This is a genomic window from Microcoleus sp. A006_D1, from assembly GCF_036702805.1.
In the GTDB taxonomy this organism is placed as follows: domain Bacteria; phylum Cyanobacteriota; class Cyanobacteriia; order Cyanobacteriales; family Microcoleaceae; genus Microcoleus.
The window spans coordinates 23,748-37,074 of the sequence record NZ_JAUBVZ010000009.1 but is presented as its reverse complement, the minus strand read 5'-3'; the positions used below and the strand labels follow the sequence as shown (position 1 = coordinate 37,074).

At 49.5% G+C, this 13,327-nt stretch carries 10 protein-coding genes; 4 read left to right on the top strand and 6 right to left on the bottom strand.

Annotated elements, in window-relative coordinates; all coding sequences use genetic code 11:
• Nucleotides 1–237: 237 nt before the first annotated feature.
• The 3 genes from dprA to QUB68_RS17405 form a co-directional block, all read right to left on the bottom strand.
• Nucleotides 238–1,389, bottom strand: coding sequence for a DNA-processing protein DprA (gene dprA / locus QUB68_RS17415; protein ID WP_332994772.1), 1,152 nt, complete (start codon nucleotides 1,387–1,389; stop codon nucleotides 238–240).
• A gap of 111 nt (nucleotides 1,390–1,500) precedes the next feature.
• The gene (locus tag QUB68_RS17410; RefSeq protein WP_332994770.1) at nucleotides 1,501–2,184 is read right to left on the bottom strand and encodes a YdcF family protein; all 684 of its coding nucleotides are present in this window, start codon (nucleotides 2,182–2,184) and stop codon (nucleotides 1,501–1,503) included.
• Nucleotides 2,185–2,373: 189 nt separating this feature from the next.
• Complete coding sequence (locus QUB68_RS17405; RefSeq protein ID WP_332994766.1) at nucleotides 2,374–3,021, bottom strand: DUF2301 domain-containing membrane protein; 648 nt, start codon at nucleotides 3,019–3,021, stop codon at nucleotides 2,374–2,376.
• An 80-nt stretch (nucleotides 3,022–3,101) separates the two neighbouring features.
• Between QUB68_RS17405 and QUB68_RS17400 the strand changes: the two genes are divergently transcribed.
• On the top strand, nucleotides 3,102–3,746 hold the full coding sequence (locus QUB68_RS17400; RefSeq protein ID WP_332994763.1) for a hypothetical protein: 645 nt from the start codon (nucleotides 3,102–3,104) through the stop codon (nucleotides 3,744–3,746).
• Between the two features lie 160 nt (nucleotides 3,747–3,906).
• On the opposite strand, the gene QUB68_RS17395 is transcribed toward QUB68_RS17400, so the two are convergent.
• Nucleotides 3,907–4,662 carry a DUF561 domain-containing protein gene (locus QUB68_RS17395; protein ID WP_332994761.1) on the bottom strand — a complete coding sequence of 252 codons (756 nt, stop codon included), beginning with the start codon at nucleotides 4,660–4,662 and terminating at the stop codon, nucleotides 3,907–3,909.
• 201 nt (nucleotides 4,663–4,863) lie between these two features.
• Nucleotides 4,864–5,670 (bottom strand): creatininase family protein, encoded by an 807-nt coding sequence (locus QUB68_RS17390; RefSeq protein ID WP_332994759.1) that lies wholly within the window; start codon nucleotides 5,668–5,670, stop codon nucleotides 4,864–4,866.
• Nucleotides 5,671–5,941: 271 nt separating this feature from the next.
• Here QUB68_RS17390 and QUB68_RS17385 point away from each other — a divergent pair, with 271 nt between their 5' ends.
• A complete protein-coding gene (locus QUB68_RS17385; RefSeq protein WP_332994755.1) occupies nucleotides 5,942–10,885 on the top strand; it encodes a PAS domain S-box protein in 4,944 nt (1,647 codons plus the stop codon).
• A gap of 271 nt (nucleotides 10,886–11,156) precedes the next feature.
• Here the strand turns inward: QUB68_RS17385 and QUB68_RS17380 are convergent, their stop codons facing one another.
• The gene (locus QUB68_RS17380; protein ID WP_332994753.1) at nucleotides 11,157–11,480 is read right to left on the bottom strand and encodes a WGxxGxxG family protein; all 324 of its coding nucleotides are present in this window, start codon (nucleotides 11,478–11,480) and stop codon (nucleotides 11,157–11,159) included.
• Between the two features lie 326 nt (nucleotides 11,481–11,806).
• Between QUB68_RS17380 and QUB68_RS17375 the strand changes: the two genes are divergently transcribed.
• Both QUB68_RS17375 and QUB68_RS17370 read left to right on the top strand, forming a co-directional pair.
• Nucleotides 11,807–12,451 (top strand): hypothetical protein, encoded by a 645-nt coding sequence (locus QUB68_RS17375; protein WP_332994751.1) that lies wholly within the window; start codon nucleotides 11,807–11,809, stop codon nucleotides 12,449–12,451.
• 20 nt (nucleotides 12,452–12,471) lie between these two features.
• Nucleotides 12,472–13,221 carry a pentapeptide repeat-containing protein gene (locus tag QUB68_RS17370; protein ID WP_332994750.1) on the top strand — a complete coding sequence of 250 codons (750 nt, stop codon included), beginning with the start codon at nucleotides 12,472–12,474 and terminating at the stop codon, nucleotides 13,219–13,221.
• The last annotated feature ends 106 nt before the right edge of the window (nucleotides 13,222–13,327 follow it).

The following is a 13,327-nucleotide window of genomic DNA, read 5'->3' as shown; positions in this document are numbered from 1 at the left end:
TTGAAACCCGCCTCTTGTCAAACAAAACCCGCCTCCGCCGGTTGAAGAAAACCGGGCGGTTGAAACCGCGTCTATACAGACAAAACCCGAGCTCAGAGGGGTTGAATAGTAGGCGGTTTAAATTGCCTTATTTTATTCAGTCCGCGTCGGCGGACATCGTTTGTATAGACGCGGTTTCAACCGCCGTCTTCTGTTCAGTATAAACGCGGTTTCAACCGCCGTCTTTTCTAACACCAATCAACACCGCTGATAGCGCATACCCGGCAACTGCGAAACTAATCCCAACAATTCCAACTGCAAAAGAATACCAGAAACCGTTCCCGGTTCCAATCCCGCAGCCTCCACAATTGTATCAAAAGAATTCGGCCCAGAACCGATCGCCCCCAGCACCACAGCCAACTCCGCATCCAACGGCGGGCCTGGCCTTTCAGGGGCCTGATTTGTCGGAAACAAGGACAACTGCTGCGCGCTATCCAATTTTGGCATAGCTCCGAGCATTTCCAGCAACCGGTCTTCACTTAACTGTCGATCGCAATTCGGGAGAATCGGATGAGCACCTTTACTCAGCAACTCCAAACATCCAAACGATCGCTCATCATCCAACCTTGCCGTCAAAACATACACATCCCGGCAAAAATCATTAGCTTGATAAGCAGTAATTAACGCGCCGGATTTGTGCGGAGCTTCAATCACAATTGTAGCGCGACTCAAGCCCGCAATTATCCGATTGCGGCGCGGAAAATTAGTTTTATTCGGTTGAGTCCCCGCCGGATATTCGCTAATTGCCAATCCCTGCTGCACGAGGCGATCGCACAACCGCTCATTTGGCTTAGGATAAACAACATCAACCCCAGTCCCAAAAACAGCAAAAGTCCGGCCGCCCGCCTCCAAACAGCTTGTATGAGCCTCCGTATCAATACCCGCAGCAAATCCCGAAACAACAATAAAACCGTTCGTAGCCAAAGCCGCACTAAATTTGCGAGTCCAGCGGCGGCCGTATTCAGAAGGACTACGAGTCCCAACAATTGCCACCGTCGGCGTAATTCCTTGATTCTCTTTTAAGTCAACTAAACCGCGATAATACAACACAGGCGGCGGACTCGGAATTTCCAATAATAAGCTGGGATAATCCTTATCTGCTGGTGTCCAGAAACAGGGATTTTTAATCAAATGTTTTTCAATAAATTCTTCAGGATTGAGTTTAGATCGTTCTTGCACAGTTGTATCAATTACCTGCTTGCCAAACCCTTCTACTCGCATTAAATCTACTGGTTTCGCCATCCAAGCGTCTGCCAAACTAGGGAAATGTTGGTGCAATCTTTGCAGCAAAATCGGCCCGATACCGTTAATTTGCGACCATGCTAACCAGTAAGCGCGTTCTTCTAGCAAAGACTTGCCCTCAATTTATCTGAGAATAATTTTATCATTTTTTGAAGGTTCGTAGTGAGGACTTCAGTCCTTTCTTTTGTTGCGGACTAAAGTCCTCACTACGAACCTAATTTAGGCTTGCCAATCGACAAAACGGGCGTAAATATAAGCTATGATTTCTCCTGTTACTGTCCGAAAGCCTTCGCTGGATTTCCACCATTCTTGCGCGTTGTAATCTTGCGATTCAGCAGCTATGATCCCCACTTTAATGTCAGGATGTAGCACTTCTTTAAAAACAATCCAACTGCGGCGGGCGTGAGTGCCAAAAGAATAAAGATTAATTGAGTCCACTTTTAGGCCGGAAGTAGCTAGCCAATCTCGAAGGGCGATCGCAGAAGCAGCAGTGCGATGTTTGACAACACTCGCAGCGGGTACGGCTACTACTTTATCTTTATCAAATCCTAGCGCAATACAAGTCGCGGCGGTTAGTTCGGCATAATTTTTATATTCAGCGAGATAGTAGCCTTTACCTACGGGAAGTCCGGTTGTCACCAATTGGCGATATCCGCCTTTTTTGAATTCGGCGATCGCACTTTCGACTGCATAATCCGGCAACCAGCCTTCTACAACCAGTAGATCTGCTTTAATCGGCGCATTTACCGCCAAAAATGGATGGATATTTGTGATAATTAAGAGCATGGTAATGATTAAACCTGCGATCGCAATTACCCAACCTTCCCAGGTAATTGCCCACATTTCTTGGCGGCGGATTAGACTAATTTTGATTTTGAGTTTTCGCATTCTGGCAAAATTCATATTAATCTAATTCTTGACGATTTACGCACTCTTAGGCTATAAACCCGGTTTCTAGCCTAAGAGTGCGATCGCAAACTGTTCTGATAAAAATCACACCAATAGATCTAACTTTCGAGTGCAAAATTAAATCCGTTAAATCCGTTAAATCCGTTAAATCCGCTACACAATCCGCTGCCAATCTTCCTTTTTCTATTTATGTTTAAGATACTCAAAAACGCTCTTGTCTCCAATATCCTGCGGTATCGCTTGAAAGAACTTCCGCACGGCAAAAATGATAAACAATATCGCCCAAAGCCCCAGCAACAACTGTTCATTTTCCGGTGTCAAAAATCCGAAAATATGTCCTAAAAGTAACAGCGGAACTCCCGGAGTCAAAAACTTAGTTTCTAGGCGGTTGAAGCAGAAAGCCTCCTTAAAAAAGATGCCATTCAATGCCGCAAAAGTAAAGCCAATTCCCCACAAAGTCGCTGGATGTTCATACACAGCTAAAGCCAAAGGTTCGCTGCTTTGTAAGGCGACAAACAATGCTGCCGCGCCACCGATCGCCCAAAACACCTGTAACGTGCGGTGCAGCGCAATCATGTAAATGTGAATAGTTGCCAAACTAACGCCCAAAGCTATCCAGAAACACGCAAAAACAGGCGTTACAGCTTGGATTGCCGTTGGGTTGTCGCTTTGTTGCAGCACCAGAGTAGCACCCACCGCCAAACACAGCGCCGCCACCCCCAATCCAGCGCGGTAGATCAACACTCCGGTGCGATCGCTTTGAGTAATCGTAAACTCGCCGAATTGTCCTTGATAGACTTCCGATTCATCAGGCGATTTGAGTAATTGCATCACAGCTTCCTCCTATCAGACACGAATGTACTTCTGCCAAGATATACTTTATTGATAAACCGATACAGCGAGACCGAGCGATGCCTAAATTTAACAAGCCTAAAGTTAACAAATCTAAATTTAACAGCCCAACTTCAAGCAAATCCCTGCCCTCAGAATCCGAACTTCCTCCAGTTCAGGTTGATGAAACCATTGTAGCAGGCAGAAGACCGAAACAGCTAAACGACTTGCAGCGCCTGCTTGCCGAAGTACCGGAATTTAGAGCGGGATTCGAGCCAGAAATGTTCACCCATCTCCATGAAAATAACCCGTTTAAGGCAAAGCAATTTGAAAGTAAAATTAGAAAAATTTTCGGATCTAAAAATATTGCGCTCAGCCTCGAAAATGCAATCAAATATCTAGAGTATATCAAGCAAAATCTTCTATTGCCGTGCCACGTTACTGGCATAGAAGAGTTTGAATGGGAAGAAGAATATACAATGGGTTCGGGCACTAAAAAAGAATATGCAAGGCTCAAAAAAACTCAACCTTCTTATACTGATAGCTTCACAATTAATCGGTTGGATGATTTTTGCGTTCAACAAGAAGGCATATTTGTGGAAGTGCAGCGCCTCGGCGATTGCAAAAAGTTTACGTTGCCTTTGTCAGAGTTAGAATCAGTTGATGTCATCTCCCCTAACCATCAGTTATTGCACGATTATTCAGTGTGGTTTCTCAACTATTAAGAAAGTCGGGAAAGAGGGGGAGAGTCGGAGAGGGGGAGAGTCGGAGAATTTCCCAATTACCAATTACCAATTCCCCATTCCCAATTCCCCATTTCCTCTCCCTTCAACCCCAAAATCCATCCGTTACATCCGCTACAAAATCCGTTGCCGAACTTCTTAATTAAATTGCAGCCACAAAGTGCGATCGCGAAACCAAAGCCAAAGCTTCAACCAAACTGCGAACCGCAGCAATCATCGCCACTTCGCTATTAAGTTGGCTGACAGCAGAACCGACGCCCACACCCGCAGCGCCGGCGCCAATAGCGAGCGGTGCGGTGACGCTGGAGATGCCCGAAGCGCAGAGTACGGGAACTTGTACGGCGCGGGAAATTTCAAAGGCTGCGGCCAAAGTAGGCGCTGCTTTTTCAATCAATCCCAAAGTTCCGGCGTGAATTGGTTGGGCGCTAGTGCCACCTTCAGTTTGGATGATGTTAGCGCCAGCTTTGACTAATTCTGTTGCTAACTGCACTTGTTTGTCGAGGGTCAAAATGTGCGGAACTGTTACAGAAAGCGTGATATTCCCAAATAGCGATCGCGTTTGGCGAGTCAACTCCAAAACTTCCTCAGCTTCAAAGCGGCGGCCTAGTGCGTAGAAAGCATCAAAGTTGCCAATTTCAATCAAATCGGCGCCAGCTTCTACCGCAGCCACAAACTTTTCTGGTTCCACAGCCGATACACAAATTGGCAAATTTGTCAACTGTTTTGCCATCAATACCAAATCGCGATCGCAAGCAATATCAACAAACGAAGCACCGCCAAGATCCGCTGCTTTGACAACAGCCGCAACGTTGGCTGCATCAAAATTATTTAAACCGCTGATAATTTTCAGGGCGCGGCCTTGCTCAAATGCGCGCTGCAATTTAGAATTTACACTCATCGTTAGTCTTCCAACTCAGAAAATTTGTTATACTTATTTTGACACGGATGAGAACAAATTTTTGAATTTTATAACAGAAGGAAGAGGGAAAAAGGAAGAAGGAAGAAGGAAGAGAGACTATTTTCCCGCTCTCCCACTCTCCCACTCTCCCACTCTCCCCATCTCCCCATCTCCCACTCTCCCACTCTCCCCCTTGAACATCTAAAGCTTACTTCCCGGCTGTCGAAACTTGTGCACATCTTTAATAACTTGTGCCCAGCCGTCAGATAGAGATTCAAGAATACGATCGCCCTTTTCTGGCGTCGCCACCGTCGCATCGCCCAACACACCGCTATCAGTCAACTCTCGCGTCAGCCAAGCAAAAGGCAAATTACCTTCCATACTCAGCAAACTGTCTGCTGGCAAATCCCTCGGATACTCGCAAACTGCTCGATCCATTTTCACCTGTGACGGCAAAATTGACAACATCAAACTCGTTTCTGCATCACCCGCGTGAATTCCCAATTCTAACTCCTTCGCAGTTAGTAATTCCGCAGCCACATTCGGCACCCGCCAAACAAACAGCGGAAACACCGAAAAATCCTGATATTTCTGATGAATATCCCGCGCCGCAATTTCCATCACCTGCGGCTGTCCGCCGTGAGCATTCATCAACACCAATTTCCGAAATCCTGCCCGATAAATACTGTCAGCAATTTCACCAATTACGGCTAAAAGTGTCTGAGCGCTGAGCATAATTGTACCAGGAAAATGCCAGTGTTCGTTCGATTTACCGTAGTACAAAGGCGGCAAAGCGTAAGCGGGAATACTTGCATCTAACTTTGCCAGTGCTTTACCAGTCACCGCCGCGCTAATTGCCGCATCTACAATTAAAGGCAAATGCGGGCCGTGTTGCTCGATCGCACCTAGCGGCTGAATTATCACAGTATTTTCCTTATCCGGCATCGACTGAATTTCTGTCCAAGTCAGATAGGGAAAAAAGCGCGATTCTGGAATAAAATTGTGCATATTTGGGTTTTCATTTGATGGAAGGAAGTACAGATGCTTGGGTAGGGAAACGGCACTGCCGTGTCCTGTATTTTATCGGATTTAAAACTATATTCTGGAGGCAAGAGCAAAGACAAACAAGGCAATTATCTAGCCCGCAAACTCAAAACTAATGCTAAAGATAGATAACTGTTTCTGTCTGTGGGTAGATAATACAATATAGCAGATGATTTAACTGCGCGCTAATACGACATTGCCCGCTCAGACCGAAAGACGTAGAGACGACTAATTGATGGAACCTTGGCAAACCTCACAAACTAACTTAACCGACATTCCGATCGCCCAGGAACTGTCGCGCCGCAATCCTCGCCATCGGGATCTGCAAGCAGAAAACCTAGCGCTGCAAACGCTGGCCCGACAACTGGCAACCTCGCCGCACACGCTGCTGAAAACACTCGTGGCGATCGCTCAAGATTTGTGCAGCGCAGGCAGCGTCGGAGTCGGCTTGTTAGAAGAAAATGCCACATCAGAACAAATATTTCGCTGGGAAGCCTTGGCGGGCGCGTGGGCAGCCGCAGAACGCACAAACACACCCCCTACATTGCGTTTGTCAGGAACAAATCTAGACTTCCAAACTCCCCAGCTTTACTTGCATCCAGAACAATACTTCACCGACTTGCAGCAGCTAGAAATGCCGATCGCCGAAGCATTAGTCCTGCCACTGCTAGCAGAAAATCAACCGCTGGGAGCAATCTGGATTGTATCTCACGATTCGGGCCAGTTCGATGCGGAAGACTTGCGGATCGCTTTTGCCCTAGCAGACTTTGCCGTTGCCGCCCTACAAATCGATCGCGCTAATCAAACCAAAGAAGCCCTCAGAGAAAGCGAAGAACGCTGGCAGCTAGCCTTGCAGGGCAACAACGACGGCATTTGGGATCATAATTTACAAACAAATTGCCATGTTGTGAGCGATCGCTGTTTAGAGATTTTGGAACGCGAGCCCGAAGAAGTCAAGCACTTCAGCCAATATTTGAGCTGGGTTCATCCCGACGATTTGGAGAGAATGCAGAGCACTTGGCAGCAGCACTTGCATCAAGAAACCTCACATTACTGCTGCGAATACCGCATCCGCTGTCCCGATGGGCGCTACAAATGGGTTTTAGCCAGAGGGCGAGCAATTTGGGACGAATCCGGCAATCCCGTGCGCGCCGTGGGTTTCCTGACCGATATCGGCGATCGCAAACAAACAGAAACAGCCTTCCAACAAAGCGAAGAACGTTTGAGCCTCGCTATCGAAGGCTCAGGCATGGCAACCTGGGATCTAGACGTGCGAACAAATCGAGTAATTTGGTCGGCGAACCATTTCAGGATTTTTGGCTGCGAACCGGCACCGGGCGGGGAAACAACAGTGGCTGTGTGGAAAAACTGCGTGCATCCAGACGACTTAAAGCGAGTCATGCACGCAGTCAAAACATCTCGGGAAACAGGATCGCTCTACTCGATCGAGTACCGCATCATCCGGGCAGACACACGAGAAATCCGCTGGTTGAGCGTGTTCGGGCGCTATTTCTACGACACCGCAGCAGGCGTTGCAGTGCGGTTTATCGGAGTAGTATTTGATGCTACCGATCGCAAACAAGCCGAACTCGATTTGCAAGCCAGCAACCAGCGCTTCGAGTTAGCTACAAAGGCGATCGACGGCATCGTGTTTGAGTGGGATCTCGCATCGAACACGGTTTACCGTTCCGAGGGACTGTACTCCCTCATCGGTGTCCGCCCAGAGGATGCACAAGCAACACCAGAGTGGTGGAAAGAACGCATCGATCCCGTCGATGTGGCGCGCATCGAAGCCGGAGCGGAATTAACCTTAAAACAGGAGCGCTACGAAGGCGAGTACCGAGTCCGGCACGCAGACGGGCGCTGGATCGATGTTTGGGAGCGCGGCTGTTCGATCCGCAACCAGCAAGGCGAAGTGACCAAAATTGTCGGCTTCACCACCGACATCACCAAGCGCAAACAAGCAGAAGCAGCATTGCGCGATCGCGAAACCCACTTGCAGTTGATTCTCGACAGCGCCAAAGACTACGCCATCATCACCCTCGACACCGGCGGACACATTACCAGTTGGAACGCAGGCGCGGAGCGAGTGTTGGGCTATGCTGAAGCCCAAATCGTCGGGCGGCACGGACGAATCATCTTCACCCCAGAAGACTCTGCCGCCCGCAAGTCGGAACTAGAAATGCACCTTGCCCTGACTGAGGGAAAAGGAGAAAACGAGCGCTGGCACCTCCGCAAAGACGGCAGCCGCTTTTGGGGCAGCGGGCTGGTGATGCCCCTGCGCGACGCAGCAGGCGAGCTCCAAGGTTTCCTGAAAATCATGCAGGACAAAACCGAGCGCCGGCAAGCAGAAGAAGCACTGCGCCAAAGCGAAAATCGCTATCGCACGATCGCCGATGCGGTGCCGCAGTTAATGTGGAGCAACACCGCCGACGGCAGGTTAGATTTTTGCAACCAGCACTGGGAAAGGTACACGGGCTGGATGCCCGAACTACCTGTGGCTGTGACGATGTTAGAAATATTTCATCCTCTTGATCTGCCCGCAGTTGTCGCCACGCGCACTCAGGCGATTCAAGCAGGACTCGCCTACGAATTTGAATGTCGGGTACGCAGGTTTGACGGCATCTACCGCTGGCATCTAAAGCGAGTTGTACCCATCAAAGACGGGGAGGGACAGGTGCTGCAATGGGTGGGGATCGGGATTGATATTGACGATCGCAAACAAGCCGAAGAAAGCTTAGCAGAAAGCGACCGCCGCTTCCGCTTCTTGGCTGAGTCTCTCCCCCACCTGATTTGGAATGTAGACACCGCCGGAGAACTTCGCTTTGCCAATCAAAAATGGTCGGAATATCTGGGAATGTCTTACGAGGAAGCCGCTCAAAACAATTGGGATTCCCTAGTGCCGCCGTCCGATTTGGCAGAATCTGCTGCCCGCTGGCAAGAGTGTCAAATCACCGGAGAAGTTTATCAAGTTGAGCTGCGCCTGCGGCGGGCCTCCGACCAAATGGAACGCTGGCATTTGTCCCGCGCCGTGCCAATTCGCGACGCAGAGGGCGAGATTGTCGAGTGGATCGGCACGAATACCGATATTCACGATCGCAAACAAACCCAACTCCACGAACAGTTTCTCTCCGGGCTCGAACTTCGGTTGCGGCAGCGCTCCAACCCCCAAGAAATGTTCTGGGAAGCCACCAGCAGTCTGGGAGAATATTTACAGGTCGATCGCTGCATCTGGCACGATATCGATGCAGCAGCCGGACTGGCAATTGTCGATCGAGATTGGCACCAGCCCGGGCTTGCCAGCATCGCCGGTACCTATCAAATCTCAGACTTTAATACGCCACAACAGAAAGCTCTGTACCAGGCAGGTCAAACCGCAGTCATCTCAGATATCGCTAATTACCCGGATACAGCGCCTTTTGTCGATAAATACGGTGGCGTTGGCATTCGCGCTTTGGTCGGGGTTCCCTGCCTTCAGGACGGGCGCTGGGTGGCTGTTTTGTCGGTGATATCAAAGGCGGTTCGGCACTGGCGGCATGATGAAGTTTCGCTGATGCAAGAAATGGTGGCTCGCCTCTGGACGGTGATCCTGCACGCGCGAGCCCTGCAAGACTTGCACGAAAGCGAGGATCGGTTCCGCGCCCTAGCTGACAACATCGCCCAGTTGGCCTGGATGACAGATGCCACCGGCTGGATTTTCTGGTACAACCAGCGCTGGTTTGACTACACGGGCACCACTCTAGAGGAAATGCAAGGCTGGGGCTGGCAGCAGGTGCAGCACCCGGAACACGTCGATCGGGTTGTCGCAAAATTTAGACGCTGTGTTGAAACAGGCGAACTCTGGGAAGATACTTTTCCCTTGCGTGGCACAGACGGATCTTACCGCTGGTTTCTCTCCCGCGCCGTGCCGATTCGCGACGATCGAGGTAATGTGCTGCGCTGGTGCGGCACCAACACCGACATTACCGAGCGCCAACTTGCCGCAGCGGAACGGGAACGCTTGCTAGCCGGAGAAAAGGCCGCCAGAGAGGAAGCAGAACGCGCTAACCGCGTCAAAGACGAATTTTTGGCTGTTTTGTCCCACGAATTGCGGACTCCCTTAAACCCGATTTTGGGCTGGTCTAAGCTGCTGCGATCGAACAATCTGTCGCCGGAAAAACAGCGCTACGCCATAGAAACGATCGAGCGCAATGCCAAACTGCAAACCCAGCTAATCGAAGATTTGCTCGACGTGTCGGGGATTCTGCAAGGCAAAGTCAGCTTGAATATTGTACCTGTGGATTTAGCCGGGGCGATCGCCAGTGCCATTGAAACGGTGCGTCTGTCGGCGGAAGTTAAATCGATTCAAATCAGCACTCAATTTACCCCAAATCTGGCAAGAGTGTTGGGCGATGCGGGCAGACTTCAGCAGGTATTCTGGAATTTGCTGTCAAATTCCGTCAAATTCACCTCCCCCGGGGGCAAAATCGATGTCAAGCTCGATCGGGTTGACAACGACGCTCAAATTACTGTAACTGATACGGGCAAAGGCATTGAACCGGATTTTCTGCCCTACGTCTTCGACTATTTCCGGCAAGCAGACAGCACGTTTACGCGCAAGTTTGGCGGATTGGGTTTAGGATTGGCGATCGTCCGCCATCTCGTCGAACTCCACGGCGGCACAGTCAAATCGGACAGTGCAGGCGAAGGACAAGGCGCGACATTTACAGTCAGCATACCCCTGATGCCGTTGCAACCTCAGACAAGTCCTGCACAAACACCGCCGGAGTCATCCTTCAATTTGAGCGGTATCCGGGTGTTAGCGGTGGATGATGATGCTGATGCGCGAGATTTGGTGGTTTTTCTGCTTGAGGATTGTGGCGCAACCGTGACAGCAGTTTCTAACGCCGACGATGCCTTGGCGGTTTTAACTCAGTCTGTGCCAGATTTGCTGTTGAGCGATATTGGAATGCCGGACACTGACGGTTATATGTTGCTGCGGCAGGTGCGGGCTCTGCCGCCCGAGCAAGGCGGACTGGTGCCTGCGATCGCCCTGACAGCTTATGCTGGAGAAATTGATTATCAGCAAGCCCTGGCTGCGGGGTTCGGGCGCCATCTTTCTAAGCCTTTAGATCCTGACAAGTTGGTGCAGGCGATGTTGGATTTGCTCGTGGAGCGATCGAACAAAAATATTGTTTAAATTGTTTTTACCTGCTAAAAATCTTTATTTAACGAAAGCAAGAAGGCGCTAAGGACGCGAAGGAAGAAAGGTAGAAGAAAAGAAGAAATAAATAATATAGGTTCGATCGTTCGGACTTTAGTCCTCTCTTTCTGAGGACTAAAGTCCGAACGATCGAACCGTACATAAAAAAACCTCACAGATGGAGGTTTTTTGATGATTATTCGCGATCGTCCGACAGGTTAAAACATCCTGTCCCTGCATCATGCCCACAGCCCGTTATGCTGGAGCATTAGCGGTAATCTGTACGAACTGCGGGGTCGCGATCGCCCGTTGTAGTAGTGGTATAGCGGACATTTTCTTCGCGTTTGCGGGGCATCAAACCGAGCAAACCCGACAAGCCGAGCAAGCCCAACCATCCCCAGTCAAAATCGCGATCGTTTTCAGCACTGTAGACATCGGAGCGAGGAGTGGTGGTGGTGGTGGTGGTATCTCTGCTGTTAGTACCGGGAGCTGTATTTGTCTGAGCAGAAGCAGGCAGATGAGCTGGTGCAATGGCTAAACCAGCAGCGATAATACCTGCACCGATTGCTTTGGATAAGTCAGAACGTTTCATAATTCAAATGCTCTCTGTTGGCAAAAATGTTTAACTATCACCACTATATCGATCGGCAATTAAAGTTAAATCCACCTGTAGCAGTAAAGATTGATAAACTCCAGCTATTACTACAGATTGATATCCTATTTGTTTTTAGCAGGCGCATCAAATGAAACGTGACTTGCTGTGGCATTCCAGCAAGAGACAAGCGCGCGCTTTACAGCTTGGTTGCTTGTGAGGTTGAAGCGCCAAACATAATAGACAATCTACTGTTGACAAAAAAAGGTAAACTCAGGTATTGGACAGACCACACTTAAAGCTCGATCGACGGAGATCAAAATAAATTGGGTATAGAGCTACGCAGCTACGTATTTCTAGACAACTTGCAGCCGCAGCACGCAGCATACATCGGCACCATCGCCGCCGGATTCTTGCCGCTGCCGGGGGATGCGTCGCTGTGGATAGAAATCTCGCCCGGTATCGAAATTAACCGAATTACCGATGTCGCCCTCAAATCTGCCTCCGTGCGCCCCGGAATCCAGATAGTCGAGCGCTTGTACGGCTTGCTGGAAGTACACTCGAGCCAGCAGGGGGAAACCCGGGCCGCCGGCAAAGCAATTCTAGAATTCATCGGAGTCCGCAGAGAAGAATGTATCAAACCGCGGGTGATTTCCAGCCAAATTATTCGCAACATTGACCCGCACCAAACGCAATTAATCAACCGCACTAGGCGCGGACAGTTGCTGCTGGCGGGACAAACGCTTTACGTCTTAGAAGTAGAACCAGCGGCCTATGCAGCGCTGGCGGCCAATGAAGCAGAAAAAGGCGCATCGATTAACATCTTAGAAGTTCAGGCTGTCGGCAGTTTTGGGCGACTTTACCTCGGCGGCTCAGAACAAGATATTTTAGCAGGTTCCCGGGCAGCAATTGCGGCAGTGGAAAGCGTGACGGGCCGGGAAAATCCCGCAATTTTTGGTCGCAAGGAATAGCCCTTAAAGGAGATGCAATTATGGCAAACACACAGCATTTAGCGCTGCTGAAAAAAGGGGCAGTTACTTGGATTGAATGGAGAAATCTCAACCCGAATCTGCAACCTGACCTCAGCGAAGCTAACCTCGCATCAGCAAATCTCAGAGGTGCGCATCTCGGGCGGTCTAACCTTTGTAAAATAGACTTATTTAATGCTAAGTTAATTGCGGCAAACCTCGCCGAATCTAACCTGAGTTTAGCCAATCTTGCCGGAGCGCAACTGCTCGAAACTAATTTGATGAAAGCTAATTTAACTGGAGCAAACCTCCGAGCAGCCGACATCAGGGGAGCTGATTTGAGCGGTGCTAATTTAATTGGGGCAGATCTCACCGCTGCCAATCTCCAACAAGCCGATTTCAAAGATGCGAATTTAATCGGTGCGGTAATGTTTCGAGTTAATGCGATCGGCGCTCACTTCAATCATGCTAATCTCAGTCAAGCTAATCTCACTCAAGCGGAATTGATTGAAGCGCATTGTTATGCAGCTAATTTGTCTAAAGCTAACCTCGGCGAAGCTCACTTCACTGGCGCATATCTTTTTAGGGCAAATCTCAGTTTTGCGGAGTTGATCGCTGCCGATTTGCGCTGGTCAAATCTTGGCAAAGCTGACTTGAGGGGAGCGAATTTGACGGGGGCAAATCTCAGAGGAGCGAACTTGGCGGGAGCTAATCTCGGTGGTGCTTATTTGAAAGGAACAATCATGCCTGACGGCAGCATTGTTTCATCATAAGTTTGTAGTAAGAACTTTTAGTCCTGAGAATTTTAGGAGGACTAAAGTCCTGACTGCGAACCAATTTGAGCAGGTTTGTAGTGAGGACTTCAGTGCTCTGTGTGAC